Genomic DNA, 13,618 nt, shown 5'->3' with positions numbered 1-13,618 from the left:
ACCAGAGGTATCAGGACTCTGGTCGATCGCTGTTTTTCACAAACAACGTTAGCTGATCGCCTGGGCGCAGGTTGTCGGTATCGCTGTTCCAGCGCATCACGTCGCGAATATTAACGCCGTGACGTTTGGCGATGCTCGACAGCGAATCGCCTTTACGAACGCGATAGGTGATGCTATCGCTGTTGTTCGCCAGACGCTGGGCGCTGCTGCCAGCGCCAATAACCAGATTCTGCCCAACCTTTAATCCAGAGCCGCGCAGGTTATTCCACTGCTGCAGATCGCGGGTCGTCACACCAAGACGGGAAGCTATCCCGGAAATGGTGTCGCCGGAACGCACCTTATAGCTACGGCTGGTCAGCGGCGTATTGTCCGCGAGCTGCGTCGGCTGCACGGCGGCAATGTCGCCAGAGGCCAGCGATTCACGCAGCTGTGCGGCGTGCTTCTGCGGCACCATGACGTACTTTGGCCCGCTCGCGCCCAGCGTTGACCCTTTTACGCCCGCATTGAACGTCTTCAGCTTGCTGACCGGCATACCGGCCATGTCCGCGAGCTGAGAAATATCAACCGGACTGTCGAGGCGAACGCGCGCCAGCGCACGGCTTTCATCAGCCGTAGGCAGCTTTACGCCGTAACGTTTGCTGTTTTTGAGAATGTCGCTCAATGCCAGCATTTTCGGGACGTAGATTTTCGTTTCATGCGGCAGAGACAGCGACCAGAAATCGGTGGGTTTGCCACGCGAACGGTTCGCTTTTACTGCCTTCATGACCCGGCCTTCGCCGCTGTTATAGGCTGCGACCGTTAACAACCAGTCGCCGTCGAACATTTTGTTCAGACGTTGCATCATGTCCAGCGCCGCGGTAGTAGACGCGACGACATCACGACGCGCATCGTAACTGCGGGTCTGTTTTAAACCATAATTGCGCCCTGTGCTCGGAATGATCTGCCAAATGCCTGCGGCATTGGCGCCAGACGTCGCGTGTGGGTCAAAAGCGCTCTCCACTATGGGTAGTAATACCAGTTCCATTGGCATGTTACGTTTCTTAACCTGCCCGGCTATCCAGTACATATACGGCTCTGCCCGTAAAGTTACATCGTGGAGATAGCTCTTATTTCTTAAGTACTTCTGTTTCTGTTCGCGAATCCGGGGATTATCCGGTATTCCCATCTTTAGCTCGTCGCCTATGGAAGTCCACAGATCCTGGTCTTGCGCGTAGAAGGTTCCATCATCTAACCAGCGCGCTTGACTTGTGAACTTGCCTGCTTCCCCTTGACCAGCCGCAGAAAGGCTCTGTGCTCGCTGTTCGACGGTGCCATCGTGCTTAGACGCCTGGCACCCCACCAGCAGGACAGAGGCGAGTAATATCGCTCGTGCCTTCATGTGTGTGTCAATAGTTGCTTAAAAGACGACCAAGGATAACGGCGAAGTTGGCCGATGACAAGAATTAAATATCAGAAGTCATCTTTCTTTGACCTTAACCATGCAAATCGCGCCACAGAGTGTTGCAAATTTGTTTCTTTGTTAATTTTGTCAATTAAATCAATATCATTTACGCGTAAAAATAAATTTATACGCCGCTCATTTTTCAGAGTTACGGGTAGTGTTTTTTGTTTTTTTGCACGTAACTCATTAACTTTATGATAGTAATCGTTTATGTCCCTATCATCTGGCAGGATACTCAATGCAAACTTCATATTCGCTAACGTATATTCATGTGCGCAACATATGAGGGTTTCTTCAGGAAGGGCGTTAATTTTCATAAATGATTGATACATCTGCTCTGCTGTACCTTCGAACAGCCTTCCGCAGCCGCCGGAAAACATCGTATCGCCACAGAACAGATAAGGTTCGCTGTAGTAACAGATATGTCCTAATGTGTGACCTGGCGTAGAGAAAATGGAAAAATCGTGCCCGAGAATTGACAGCCGATCGCCATCGCCTACCACCTGAGTGACGCCTTTATCCTGGGTTTCCGCCGGCCCGTAAACCACTATAGAAGGGAATTTTTCACGTAATTGTTTTACGCCGCCGACGTGATCCTGATGATGATGGGTCAATAAAATAGCCTCGGGCTGCCACTGGTTTTCCTCGATGGCTGCCAGAACCGGCGCGGCTTCGCCTGGATCTACGATGATGCAGCGGCCGTTATTCTCACTGAGAACCCAGATGTAGTTGTCCTGAAACGCGGGAATACTGATAAGATTCATAAATTACCTCTAAAGCGTAGCGGAAGGTGGCAATGAAGCCGGCAAGGATACCTCACACAGTGACAGCGCCTGAGCATTGGTCCAGTATGCCGTGGGGCGAATACTATCGCGAAACGCTGGAGCAGCAGATGAAACCGTGGCTGGCTAAATTATATGGCTTTCATCTGCTTAAGATTGGCAATCTGAGCGCGGAAATCAATACCGAAGCTTGCGCCATCTCGCACCAGGTGAATGTCTCGCTGGCGGGAAATCCAATGCAGGTCCGGGCTGACCCGCTGCATTTACCCTTTGCCGAAAAGTCCGTTGACGCCTGCCTGCTGGCGCACACCCTGCCGTGGTGTAGCGATCCGCATCGTCTGCTGCGGGAAGCCGATCGTGTACTGATCGATGATGGCTGGATGATCCTGACCGGGTTTAATCCGGTCAGCCTGATGGGGTTGCGTAAGCTGGTGCCGGTCCTGCGCAAAGGAACGCCTTATAATAGCCGTATGTTTACGCTGATGCGCCAGCTGGACTGGCTGGCGCTGCTCAACTTTGAAGTGCTGCACTATGGACGTTACCAGGTTTTGCCCTGGTCGCGCCATGGCGGCAAATTGTTGAGCACCCATCTGCCGGCGCTGGGCTGTTTGCAATTGATTGTCGCCCGCAAACGGACCATTCCGCTGACGCTCAATCCGATGAAATCCGGCAAAGCGAAAACTCAGCTGCGGCCGGCGGTGGGCGCCACCCGGCAGTGGCGCAAAGGGCAGAATTAACTCTCAGGCAGGTAGCCGACATCGTCCAGTGTGGGGTGGGAGGCCGCCGCGCGCGCCAGCTCGTCGCAGCGTTCATTTTCAGGATGGCCGGCATGGCCCTTTACCCATTCCCATTTAATTTTATGCTGGCCAAGCGCGGCGTCCAGCCGCTGCCAGAGGTCGACATTTTTCACCGGCTTTTTCTCTGCCGTTTTCCAGCCGCGCTTTTTCCAGTTGTGGATCCACTGGGTGATCCCCTGACGAACATACTGGCTGTCAGTGCTGAGCACTACTTCGCAATGCTCTTTTAACGCTTCCAGGGCAACAATTGCCGCCATCAGTTCCATGCGGTTATTGGTGGTCAGACGGTAGCCAGCGCTGAAGGTTTTTTCGTGCTGGCGGTAGCGCATGATGGCGCCGTAGCCGCCAGGTCCTGGATTACCCAGGCAAGAGCCGTCGGTGAAAATTTCTACCTGTTTGAGCATCTCTGGTAGACTTCCTGTAATTGAAATCGATTTGTAAACGATAAGTCTGACATAAATGACCGCTATGAGCACTGCAATTACGCGCCAGATTGTTCTCGATACCGAAACCACCGGTATGAACCAGATCGGGGCACACTACGAAGGACACAAGATCATTGAGATCGGCGCCGTGGAGGTGATCAACCGCCGCCTGACCGGTAACAATTTTCACGTCTATCTGAAGCCCGATCGGCTGGTGGATCCTGAAGCATTCGGCGTACACGGGATCGCCGATGAGTTCCTGCTGGATAAACCTACCTTTGCCGACGTGGCTGATGAGTTTATGGATTACATCCGCGGCGCGGAGCTGGTGATCCATAACGCCTCGTTCGATATCGGCTTTATGGATTATGAATTCAGTAAGCTAAACCGCGGCATCGGAAAAACCGAGACCTTTTGTAAAATCACCGACAGTTTGGCGCTGGCGCGGAAAATGTTTCCAGGCAAGCGCAACAGCCTCGATGCGCTATGTTCGCGTTACGAAATAGACAACAGCAAGCGTACGCTGCACGGGGCGTTGCTCGATGCCCAGATCCTTGCCGATGTCTATTTGATGATGACCGGCGGCCAGACTTCGATGGCGTTCTCTATGGAAGGCGAAAGCCAGCAGCAGGCGGGAGAGATGGGAATTCAGCGCGTCGTCCGCGCCGGCAGTCAGTTACGCGTGGTTTATGCCTCAGATGAAGAACTGGCGAACCATGAATCCCGCCTCGACCTGGTACAAAAGAAAGGCGGAAGCTGCCTGTGGCGTGCCTGATAGCCACTAAAATGAATTAAAAATAGGCGGTTGGGTGATTTTTGCAGCAAACGATTCAAAATGGTAGAAAAAGCGTTGACGGGGTAGAGGGGAATCCGTAATATTCGCCTCGTTCCCAACGGAACAACAACGCGGAGCGGTAGTTCAGTCGGTTAGAATACCTGCCTGTCACGCAGGGGGTCGCGGGTTCGAGTCCCGTCCGTTCCGCCACTATTCAGAAAGCCTGAGCCAGCAATGATTCAGGCTTTCGTCGTTTTCGTCGCCGAATTTCAGCGCGCCTCTTGTTCCTCCTGCATGCACTGCATAAATACCCGCATCGCCGGACTGATAGCCTTCCCGGCATGGTGGGCGCAGAGCGCATGGATCGTCAACGGCGTCTCGCTGAATGGCAGCTCAACCAGCGTCCCGCGCTTGAGCTCGTCCTCCACCGCAAAGCGTGGCAGAAAACTCACTCCCAGATTTCCCGCCACGCACTGCTTTATACTCTCAATACTCCACAGCTCAATGGTGTTCTCCAGAGTAATTTCGCGCTGGCGCAGGGTGCTTTCAAAAATCTGCCGGAACACGCACTGGGGTTCGTTGATGATAAAGCTCAGCGGGATATGCTGCCGCGGGCGCATGAAGTCTACCGGCGCCTGCTCGACCGATGCGACCAGCGTCAGCGACTGCTGGCCAAGCTCCATTATCGTGAGCGCGTCATCGTTACCCACCCGGTAAAACACCCCCAAATCGACCTCGTCGGCAAGCAACGCATCGCGGATGCTGTAGCAGTTGAGCGACTGCAGCGACAGGCGCACTTTCGGAGCGCGTTGCTTAAAACGCTGCAGCACCCGCGGCATTTTATACGCCAGCAGCGTTTCGCCAGTGGCGACGCGAAGTTCGCCGCCGGGCTCATCGTCCTGGCGTGCCGCCTGACGTATCGAGGCCATCACTTTAGTCAGGTCGTAGACATGCGGCAGGACCTTCTTACCGGCGGCGGTGAGACACATCCGCCGGCCGATTTTCTCAAACAGCGGAATGGCAAGCTCCTGCTCCAGCTGCTGGATATGAAAAGTCACGGTGGACTGAGTGCAGCATAGTTTCTGCGCCGCGCGCAGAAAGGAACCTTCTTCGACAACAGTTTTGAAGGTGATGAAGCGTCGCAGATCCATATTTCCTCTTTGTATCGATATTATCGAAGCGAGAATGAAAAAATATTCATTTTTTTAAATTATCAGCTTCGGGTAGTGTCTGCCAGACAAGAGGAGAAAACCCGTGACACCTACCCTGATAAGCGCCTTTTTAACTTACACTTTGATCACCGCCCTGACACCCGGGCCCAACAATATCCTGGCGCTGAGCAGCGTCACCTCCCATGGTCTACGCCGCAGCCTGCGGGTGCTGGCCGGGATGAGCGTCGGGTTTATTATCACTATGCTGATTTGCGCGGCTTTAACCTTTTCGCTGGTTGAACTCGACTCACGCTTTACCCTGGTATTGGGATGGATTGGCGCGGCGTACATCCTGTGGCTGGCCTGGCAGATTGCCAAAAGCAAACCGGCGACAGGGACGCCGAGTGTAGAACCGGTAGGCTTTTGGGCAAGTCTGGGGCTGCAGTTCGTCAACGTTAAAATTATTCTGTATGGCATCACCGCGCTCTCTACCTTTGTTCTGCCCGTTACTCGCGAGCCTGTTTGGCTTATCAGCGTGAGTCTGCTGCTGGCGGCGATTGGCGCGCTGGGAAATCTGTGCTGGGCGCTGGCGGGGCATCTGTTTCAGCGCCTGTTTTTGCTGTACGGGCGGCAACTGAACTGGATGCTGGCAGCGTTATTGGTCTACTGTGCTGTGCGGATCGTGGTGGAATAAAAAGGGAGCGCAGCGGCTCCCGAAGGGTGATTAGCCGATCGTGAAAGGATCGGCATCGCGCCAGGCGGGGAATTTTTCACGATATTCCTGAAGGGCGCTCAGCGACAGCTCGGCATCAAGACGAGTGGCCTGATGCGGATCGGCGGTGGCGATAATCTCCCCCTGGGGATTGATAATCCGACTATCGCCGCGGTAATGATGGCCGTTGCCGTCAGTGCCAACCCGGTTACAGCCGGCGACATATGCCTGGTTTTCAATCGCGCGGGCGATCAGCAGCGACTGCCAGTGCAGCGAGCGCGGCGCCGGCCAGTTGGCGACATACAGCGCCAAATCATAGTCGTTCTGATTACGCGACCATACCGGAAAGCGCAGGTCGTAACAGACCAGCGGCAGGATCCGCCATCCACGCCATTCAAAGACCACGCGCTGGTTTCCGGCCTCATAGTGATCATGTTCATCGGCCATACGGAACAGGTGCCGTTTATCATAATGGTGCACCGTACCGTCAGGCTCGACCAGCAGGAAGCGGTTAACAGCGCCGTGTTCAGTTTGCAGCGCAGCGCTGCCGGCAATCAGCGCCTGGGATTGCGCAGCCCGGGCATGCATCCACTCCACCACGTCGGCCTCGGGTAAAGACTGTTTTGCCGCTTCCATGGCAAAGCCGGTGGTAAACATCTCTGGTAAAACAATCACATCGCGCCCGGTGATTCCTTCCAGTTGGCGATCAAAATGGCGCAGATTGGCAGGGCCGTCCATCCAGACCAGCGGTTGTTGCAACAGCGAAATTTTCAGGCCAGGCACAATGGTCAACTCCATTCTCATGAGGGGGTTAGGTTAACTGTAACACCATATCAGCCGCGCGGCGGTCCGCGGAATATTTTGTTAAAAAAATGCTACTGATGGAAACGAAAGGGGAGGAGAGGGCGAAAAAAGGCGGGGAAAGTTCCCCGCCCGGCGTGTGATGTGGTAGTGGTTTTATTATGCAGCTTCAACTTTACGAACTTTTTCCGGCAGCTTTACCGGCTTTGTCGCCAGCTCCTCTGGCGCAAAGTCGTCGACGTTAATGCTGCGCAGACGGCTATGCTCTGCACGGGTAAGAATGGCGGCCTCATCCTGACTGATTAATCCTTTGGCCAGCGCGTTGTGGGCCAGCTCATCCAGACGGGTGAACGGCAGATTTTTACCCAACTCTTTGCAGATCCGCTGGTGGATAGGATCGGCCGCCATCACTTCCAGCAGGGCCTCTTCCAGCAGGCCTACCGGGTTATGCTCGCTCGGCGTCAGATACTGACCGCGACCGATGCGGGAGCGCGTGGCGCTGGGCACCTGCAGAATTTTGGCGACCTGGTGGTCCAGCCTATCCGACGGCGCATGATGATGACGGCCGGTCGGGAAGATGACCAGGCGCATTACGCCTGCCACCAGACGGTTCGGGAAATTGTCCAACAGATCGTCAATGGCTTGCTCGGCCTGGTGCAGCGCGTCCTGTACCCCCCAGTGAACCAGCGGCAGATCGGCTTCATTGCGTCCTTCATCGTCATAGCGTTTCAGCACCGCCGAGGCCAGGTACAGCTGGCTTAACACATCTCCCAGACGGGCGGAGATACGTTCGCGTCGCTTGAGGCTGCCGCCGAGCACCGCCATTGAGACGTCTGACAGCAGTGCCAGGTTGGCGCTCAGACGGTTCATTTGCTGATAGTAGCGACGGGTGGCGTCACGGGTCGGCGCGCTGCTGGTGCGCCCGCCGGTCAGGCCCAGCCAGAAACTCCGCACTTTATTACTGCCGACATGGCCGATGTGTTTGAACAGCAGCTTGTCATAGGCGTTCAGGTCATTATTCTGCGCGGCGGCCATCTCCTCCAGTACGTACGGATGGCAGCGAATCGCCCCCTGACCGAAGATCATCATGCTGCGGGTCAGAATGTTTGCGCCTTCCACGGTGATGGCGATAGGCGCGCCCTGATAGGCCCGGGCGAGGAAGTTGCCTTCGCCCAGCATAATGCCTTTCCCGCCGGTAATATCCATCGCGTCGATAATGGAGCGCTGGCCGCGGTGGGTGCAGTGATATTTCACGATAGCGGACAGCACTGCAGGTTTCTCGCCGAGCATGATGCCGTAGGTGATCAGCGACGCCGCAGCGTCCATCACATAGGCGTTACCGGCGATACGCGCCAGCGCCTCTTCAATCCCTTCCATTTTGCCGATGGAGATTTTGAACTGGCGGCGAATATGGGCGTAAGCGCCAGTCGCCATGGCAACGGATTTCAGACCACCGGTGGCGTTGGACGGCAGAGTAATACCGCGGCCGACCGATAGACATTCAACCAACATGCGCCAGCCCTGACCGGCCATGCTTGGGCCGCCGATGATGTAATCGATAGGCACGAAGATATCTTTGCCGCGGGTTGGACCGTTCTGGAACGGCACATTCAGCGGGAAGTGGCGACGGCCGATTTCCACGCCCGGGGTGGAGGTGGGGATCAGCGCGCAGGTGATACCCAGCTCTTCTTCTCCGCCCAGCAAACGATCCGGGTCAGAGAGTTTGAAAGCCAGCCCCAGCACGGTGGCGATAGGCGCCAGCGTGATATAACGTTTGTTCCAGGTCAGGCGCATCCCCAGCACCTGTTGACCCTGCCAGTCGCCCATGCACACCACGCCGGTATCCGGGATGGCGCCGGCGTCAGAGCCCGCTTCCGGGCTGGTGAGAGCGAAGCAAGGGATTTCCAGGCCGCGTGCCAGACGCGGCAGATAATGATTCTTCTGTTCTTCGGTACCGTAATGCTGCAGCAGTTCGCCCGGACCCAGCGAGTTCGGGACGCCGACGGTGATCGCCAGGATGCCGGAGACGCCAGAGAGTTTCTGCAGTACTCGTGCCTGAGCGTAAGCGGAGAACTCAAGTCCGCCATACTCTTTCTTAATGATCATCGCGAAGAAGCGGTGCTCTTTCAGATAGGCCCACAGCTCCGGCGGCAGATCGGCCATTTCGTGGGTGATGGCGAAGTCGTTAGCCATCCGGCAGGCTTCTTCAACTGGGCCGTCGAGGAAAGCTTGCTCTTCGGCGGTCAGCCGCGGCTGCGGATAGTTATGTAACTTTTGCCAGTCAGGATTGCCGCGAAACAGATCGCCTTCCCACCAGGTGGTGCCGGCGTCGATGGCTTCTTTTTCCGTGCGCGACATCGGCGGCATCACCTTGCGGAATGTGCGAAACGCCGGTGCGGAAATCATGGATTTACGCATAGGCGCAAAGTTAAACGGCAACAGTATGATCGCCAGCGGCAGCAGCAGCCAGATATTCCACACTCCGGCCGCGCCGAGCGCCGCGGTCCAGGCGAGCAAAATCACGCTGCTGAGCAGCAGGCTGACCCGGTGATAGAAGAGCGCGCCGAGTAAAACGACGGTTGCAACAATACTCAAAATCATCATAGAGAAATGCTCCCTGAGCTTGTAGGAGGTCTGACCACTTGTGATGTATTGGTTGTAGTGCATGCGTTTTTATTTAGCAATGTGTTTACAAAATAATTACAACCTTGCTCACATTGTTGTATGCAAAAGCGGCACATAAAATCAAAAGAGCGAGGGATAACGCTGCCTGCTGCTTCTCGCTTCGACGGCTATCCGGTACACTGCCGGGGTTATTCCACTCATACTGAAGGATTATCCTCATGTACCAGGATCTTATTCGTAACGAACTGAACGAAGCCGCGGAAACGCTGGCTAACTTTCTGCAGGACGAAGCCAATATCCATGCTATCCAGCGTGCCGCTGTCCTGCTGGCGGATAGCTTTAAGGCGGGTGGGAAAGTGCTGTCCTGCGGTAACGGCGGTTCCCATTGCGATGCGATGCATTTTGCGGAAGAGCTGACCGGACGTTATCGCGAAAACCGCCCGGGTTACCCGGCCATCGCGATCTCCGACGTCAGCCACCTCTCCTGCGTGAGCAATGATTTTGGCTATGAGTATGTGTTCTCCCGCTACGTTGAATCCGTTGGCCGCGCAGGCGATGTGCTGCTCGGTATCTCCACGTCTGGCAACTCCGGCAACGTGATTAAGGCCATTGAGGCCGCGCGGGCGCAGGGGATGAAAGTGATCACCCTGACCGGTAAAGACGGCGGTAAAATGGCCGGTAGCGCTGATGTTGAAATTCGCGTGCCGCACTTTGGCTACGCCGACCGCATCCAGGAGATCCATATCAAAGTGATCCACATTCTGATTATGCTGATCGAAAAAGAGATGGCGAAAGGCTAACAGGCAGGTGAGTGTGTACTGTTGACGGTGGCCTCGCTCCGGCGCCGTCGTGATTTGTGAGGGTGAGGTGATCTATGTGCGAACTGCTCGGGATGAGCGCCAATGTGCCAACCGATATCTGTTTTAGCTTTACCGGGCTGGTGCAGCGCGGCGGCGGGACGGGGCCGCATAAAGACGGCTGGGGCATCACCTTCTATGAAGGTAAAGGCTGTCGCACATTCAAGGATCCCCAGCCGAGCTTTCAGTCGCCGATCGCGAAACTGGTTCAGGATTACCCCATTAAGTCCTGTTCCGTCGTCGCCCATATTCGTCAGGCCAACCGCGGGAGGGTGGCCCTGGAGAACACCCATCCCTTCACCCGCGAACTGTGGGGGCGCAACTGGACCTATGCGCACAATGGGCAGCTAAAAGGCTATAAGTCGCTGAAAACCGGTAATTTTCATCCGGTAGGTGAAACCGACAGTGAAAAAGCGTTTTGCTGGCTGCTGCACCGTTTAACCGAGCGCTATCCGCGCACGCCGGGCAATATGCTGGGCGTTTTCAAGTATATCGCCACCCTCGCGGGTGAACTACGTGAGAAAGGGGTGTTCAACATGCTGCTGTCGGACGGGCGCTACGTAATGGCGTTCTGCTCGACCAATCTGCACTGGATCACCCGGCGAGCGCCGTTCGGCGTGGCAAAACTGCTGGACCAGGATGTGGAGATCGACTTTCAACGCGAGACCACACCCAACGATGTGGTCACGGTTATCGCCACGCAGCCGCTGACGGCCAATGAAACCTGGCATAAGATCATGCCAGGCGAGTGGGCGTTATTTTGTCTCGGGGAGCGTGTAGTTTGAGGCCAGCTGCGGCTGGACAACCTCGTGGCTGAGCGGCTTGCTCACCACATAGCGGCCGTCGGTCACTGATACGACCGGCGGTTTGTGGGTCTGCTGGAAATAGTCATAGCCTGGCTTGAGCTGTTTCCAGAAATCCGCGTAGTAGGAGTATTTGTGGCGTTCCATGTTGGCGTTGGTCATGCGGAACGGATAGATACTCACCTGCACGCTTGGCTGGCCGAAGACTAAGGCGCCGGTCACGAACTGGAAGATCTCATCGATACCGCTGTCGGTCATGGCGTAGCAGCCGACTGAGACGCAGTCGCCGTGGATCATCAGGTATTTCCCTTCATAACCATGGGCGCGATCGTAGGCGTTCGGGAAGCCGATGTTAATCGCTTTATAGAAGCGGCTGTCGGGTTTGAGCTGGCTGCGGGTGACGTTATAGAACCCTTCCGGACTCTTGAAATCGCCCTGGCGCTGTTTCGGACCGAGGCCACCGGAGTAGTTGCAGATCCGGTAGCTGTCGAGGAGCTGGTAGGTTTCACCCATTTTGACGTAAAGGTCGAGCATGCGCTCTTCTTTAAAGATCTCAATGTAAACCGGTGAACCCATTAATTGCTGCTTATATTCTTTGCTAACCGGCGTCGTCGGGCTGTTGCTGCTGAGCAGCCCGGCAAATGACACGCACGGCAACAGAAGCATCGCAATAAATAATGCGATTTTGCGCATACTGCTTGTTCCTTGATAAAACAAAATAGCCACATTGCCAGGACGGCAAGAGAGACCCGAAATCAGAGTTTTCTGGATTTAGAGCGCTCACATTAGCATCACGGCATTTTTTCGCAAGGGCGACGTGGCGGCGTTTACAAATCAGCCTCACTTTATACCCTGCCAGCGACGAAAACACAGTGAGAACTTTGCGCAATAGCTCGCATTTTAGAAGCACTTATCGCCCCTTGCGCTACAGCCGCCGCTCACGAAATGTTACACTTGCGCCGGTTCATCATCAGAGTAAGAAAGGATGCTTCTCTTCCGTCCTGAGCGCTACTGGCGCCGTTTCGCCCTTTCTTCTCTGCCATTCTGTCAATAAGCTGGCCCTGACCTGCGTCGGGGTTGAGGTTACGGATACCTGCTAACGATATGATTAAAATCACGAAAGGGCTGGATTTGCCCATAGCTGGCATGCCATTACAGCAGATTTCTCCCGCGCCAGCGGTGAAGCGCGTCGCGCTACTCGGCGAAGAGTACGTTGGCATGCGCCCCGCGATGGCGGTTAAAGAAGGCGATCGGGTCAAAAAAGGTCAGATCCTGTTCGAAGATAAAAAGATCCCTGGCGTCTGCTTTACCGCCCCGGCGAGCGGGATCGTCAGCGCGATCCACCGCGGCGAACGGCGCGTGTTGCAGTCGGTGGTGATTGATATCGAGGGCAATGACGCGGTGGCGTTTACCCGTTACGCCGCGGACGCGCTGGCCGAACTGCCGCGCGACACCGTACAGCAGCAGCTGCTGGCGTCGGGCCAATGGACGGCGCTGCGTACCCGGCCGTTCAGCAAAACGCCGCTCCCGGGGAGCACGCCCGCCGCTATCTTTGTTAACGCCATGGACACCAATCCGCTGGCGGCGGAGCCGCAGCCGATTATTCTGGCCGAACGTGCCGCCTTCGACGCCGGTCTTACCGTGCTCACGCGCTTGACCGACGGGAAAGTGCACGTCTGCCAGCCCAGCGGCGGCAAGCTGGGCGGTCATCCTCTCGGCCAGGTCTGTTTTAATCAGTTCAGCGGGCCGCACCCGGCGGGGCTGCCGGGAACGCATATTCACTTTCTGGAGCCGGTGAGCCTGAATAAGCAGGTCTGGCACCTCAATTATCAGGACGCGATCGCCATTGGTAAGCTTTTCCTCGACGGGGAGCTCTACTGCGAACGGATAATTGCGCTCGGCGGCCCGCAGGTAACATCTCCGCGGCTGGTCAAAACGACGCTCGGCGCCAGCCTGGAGGATCTGCTGGCAGGTGAGTTGCAGGAGGGGGAAAACAGGGTCATTTCCGGCTCGGTGCTTAGCGGCGCCCGCGCCCATGGCCCTCACGCCTTCCTGGGGCGCTTCCATCTGCAGGTGAGCGTGGTCAAAGAAGGGCGGGAAAAAGAGCTCTTCGGCTGGGTGATGCCGGGCAAAGAGAAATTCTCGATTACCCGCACCACGCTGGGCCATTTCTTCAAGCGCAAGCGCTTTCATTTTTCCACCGATACCAACGGCGGCGAGCGGGCGATGGTGCCGATCGGCAACTACGAGCGGGTGATGCCTCTGGATATCCTGCCGACCATACTGCTGCGCGATCTGCTGGCCGGAGACACCGACAGCGCTCAGGCGCTGGGCTGTCTGGAGCTGGATGAAGAAGATCTGGCGCTGTGCACCTATGTTTGCCCTGGAAAGTATGAATATGGCCCGGCGCTGCGCAGCGTGTTAACCCGGATTGAGCAGGAAGGATAAG

At 56.0% G+C, this 13,618-nt stretch carries 13 protein-coding genes and 1 tRNA gene; 7 read left to right on the top strand and 7 right to left on the bottom strand.

The features are described 5' to 3' along the window. Nucleotides 1–10: 10 nt before the first annotated feature. Together mltD and gloB are read right to left on the bottom strand one after the other, a co-directional pair. On the bottom strand, nucleotides 11–1,378 hold the full coding sequence (gene mltD, locus AB1E37_RS20560; RefSeq protein ID WP_002889632.1) for a murein transglycosylase D: 1,368 nt from the start codon (nucleotides 1,376–1,378) through the stop codon (nucleotides 11–13). A 71-nt stretch (nucleotides 1,379–1,449) separates the two neighbouring features. Beyond that, complete coding sequence (gloB, locus tag AB1E37_RS20555; RefSeq protein WP_004145833.1) at nucleotides 1,450–2,205, bottom strand: hydroxyacylglutathione hydrolase; 756 nt, start codon at nucleotides 2,203–2,205, stop codon at nucleotides 1,450–1,452. Between the two features lie 32 nt (nucleotides 2,206–2,237). On the opposite strand from gloB, the gene AB1E37_RS20550 reads away from it, so the two are divergent. Further along, nucleotides 2,238–2,960, top strand: coding sequence for a class I SAM-dependent methyltransferase (locus AB1E37_RS20550; protein ID WP_002889685.1), 723 nt, complete (start codon nucleotides 2,238–2,240; stop codon nucleotides 2,958–2,960). Here the strand turns inward: AB1E37_RS20550 and rnhA are convergent. Further along, nucleotides 2,957–3,424, bottom strand: coding sequence for a ribonuclease HI (gene rnhA / locus AB1E37_RS20545; RefSeq protein WP_002889686.1), 468 nt, complete (start codon nucleotides 3,422–3,424; stop codon nucleotides 2,957–2,959). The two genes, AB1E37_RS20550 and rnhA, sit on opposite strands and share 4 nt — an antisense overlap. Nucleotides 3,425–3,488: 64 nt before the next feature. Between rnhA and dnaQ the strand changes: the two genes are divergently transcribed. Together dnaQ and AB1E37_RS20535 are read left to right on the top strand one after the other, a co-directional pair. Next, entirely contained in the window at nucleotides 3,489–4,220 is a 732-nt protein-coding gene (gene dnaQ / locus AB1E37_RS20540) for a DNA polymerase III subunit epsilon (RefSeq protein WP_004152034.1), read from the top strand. A gap of 133 nt (nucleotides 4,221–4,353) precedes the next feature. After that, nucleotides 4,354–4,430 (top strand) — tRNA-Asp (locus AB1E37_RS20535). A gap of 59 nt (nucleotides 4,431–4,489) precedes the next feature. On the opposite strand, the gene AB1E37_RS20530 is transcribed toward AB1E37_RS20535, so the two are convergent. After that, nucleotides 4,490–5,371 (bottom strand): LysR family transcriptional regulator, encoded by an 882-nt coding sequence (locus tag AB1E37_RS20530; protein ID WP_004145830.1) that lies wholly within the window; start codon nucleotides 5,369–5,371, stop codon nucleotides 4,490–4,492. A 103-nt stretch (nucleotides 5,372–5,474) separates the two neighbouring features. Between AB1E37_RS20530 and eamB the strand changes: the two genes are divergently transcribed. Next, nucleotides 5,475–6,065, top strand: a complete 591-nt coding sequence (gene eamB / locus AB1E37_RS20525; RefSeq protein ID WP_004178672.1) for a cysteine/O-acetylserine transporter — start codon at nucleotides 5,475–5,477, stop codon at nucleotides 6,063–6,065. 30 nt (nucleotides 6,066–6,095) lie between these two features. Here the strand turns inward: eamB and AB1E37_RS20520 are convergent, their stop codons facing one another. Together AB1E37_RS20520 and fadE are read right to left on the bottom strand one after the other, a co-directional pair. Further along, nucleotides 6,096–6,866: an amidohydrolase gene (locus AB1E37_RS20520; protein WP_032447964.1), complete on the bottom strand. Its 771-nt coding sequence runs from the start codon at nucleotides 6,864–6,866 to the stop codon at nucleotides 6,096–6,098. Nucleotides 6,867–7,043: 177 nt separating this feature from the next. Then, the gene (fadE, locus tag AB1E37_RS20515; RefSeq protein ID WP_002889690.1) at nucleotides 7,044–9,488 is read right to left on the bottom strand and encodes an acyl-CoA dehydrogenase FadE; all 2,445 of its coding nucleotides are present in this window, start codon (nucleotides 9,486–9,488) and stop codon (nucleotides 7,044–7,046) included. A 239-nt stretch (nucleotides 9,489–9,727) separates the two neighbouring features. Between fadE and lpcA the strand changes: the two genes are divergently transcribed. Beyond that, nucleotides 9,728–10,309: a D-sedoheptulose 7-phosphate isomerase gene (lpcA, locus tag AB1E37_RS20510; protein WP_004145825.1), complete on the top strand. Its 582-nt coding sequence runs from the start codon at nucleotides 9,728–9,730 to the stop codon at nucleotides 10,307–10,309. Between the two features lie 74 nt (nucleotides 10,310–10,383). Beyond that, nucleotides 10,384–11,151 carry a class II glutamine amidotransferase gene (locus AB1E37_RS20505; RefSeq protein ID WP_002889696.1) on the top strand — a complete coding sequence of 256 codons (768 nt, stop codon included), beginning with the start codon at nucleotides 10,384–10,386 and terminating at the stop codon, nucleotides 11,149–11,151. Here AB1E37_RS20505 and dpaA read toward each other — a convergent pair. After that, nucleotides 11,122–11,862: a peptidoglycan meso-diaminopimelic acid protein amidase gene (gene dpaA / locus AB1E37_RS20500; RefSeq protein WP_002889699.1), complete on the bottom strand. Its 741-nt coding sequence runs from the start codon at nucleotides 11,860–11,862 to the stop codon at nucleotides 11,122–11,124. The two genes, AB1E37_RS20505 and dpaA, sit on opposite strands and share 30 nt — an antisense overlap. 411 nt (nucleotides 11,863–12,273) lie before the next feature. Between dpaA and AB1E37_RS20495 the strand changes: the two genes are divergently transcribed. Continuing rightward, nucleotides 12,274–13,617 (top strand): Na(+)-translocating NADH-quinone reductase subunit A, encoded by a 1,344-nt coding sequence (locus tag AB1E37_RS20495; RefSeq protein ID WP_002889702.1) that lies wholly within the window; start codon nucleotides 12,274–12,276, stop codon nucleotides 13,615–13,617. Nucleotide 13,618 lies beyond the last annotated feature (1 nt).

Source organism: Klebsiella sp. Shm-1 (genome assembly GCF_040804525.1).
Taxonomy (GTDB): domain Bacteria; phylum Pseudomonadota; class Gammaproteobacteria; order Enterobacterales; family Enterobacteriaceae; genus Klebsiella; species Klebsiella pneumoniae.
Note: the sequence above shows the minus strand (reverse complement) of the source record. Positions and strands in the feature narration are given on the sequence as shown.

What these genes read in the sequence shown, in the direction of transcription:
- mltD (WP_002889632.1), bottom strand. Translation starts at nt 1,378, where the DNA reads ATGAAGGCACGAGCGATATTACTCGCCTCTGTCCTGCTGGTGGGGTGC.
- gloB (WP_004145833.1), bottom strand. Translation starts at nt 2,205, where the DNA reads ATGAATCTTATCAGTATTCCCGCGTTTCAGGACAACTACATCTGGGTT.
- AB1E37_RS20550 (WP_002889685.1), top strand. Translation starts at nt 2,238, where the DNA reads ATGAAGCCGGCAAGGATACCTCACACAGTGACAGCGCCTGAGCATTGG.
- rnhA (WP_002889686.1), bottom strand. Translation starts at nt 3,424, where the DNA reads ATGCTCAAACAGGTAGAAATTTTCACCGACGGCTCTTGCCTGGGTAAT.
- dnaQ (WP_004152034.1), top strand. Translation starts at nt 3,489, where the DNA reads ATGAGCACTGCAATTACGCGCCAGATTGTTCTCGATACCGAAACCACC.
- AB1E37_RS20530 (WP_004145830.1), bottom strand. Translation starts at nt 5,371, where the DNA reads ATGGATCTGCGACGCTTCATCACCTTCAAAACTGTTGTCGAAGAAGGT.
- fadE (WP_002889690.1), bottom strand. Translation starts at nt 9,488, where the DNA reads ATGATGATTTTGAGTATTGTTGCAACCGTCGTTTTACTCGGCGCGCTC.
- lpcA (WP_004145825.1), top strand. Translation starts at nt 9,728, where the DNA reads ATGTACCAGGATCTTATTCGTAACGAACTGAACGAAGCCGCGGAAACG.
- AB1E37_RS20505 (WP_002889696.1), top strand. Translation starts at nt 10,384, where the DNA reads ATGTGCGAACTGCTCGGGATGAGCGCCAATGTGCCAACCGATATCTGT.
- dpaA (WP_002889699.1), bottom strand. Translation starts at nt 11,862, where the DNA reads ATGCGCAAAATCGCATTATTTATTGCGATGCTTCTGTTGCCGTGCGTG.
- AB1E37_RS20495 (WP_002889702.1), top strand. Translation starts at nt 12,274, where the DNA reads ATGATTAAAATCACGAAAGGGCTGGATTTGCCCATAGCTGGCATGCCA.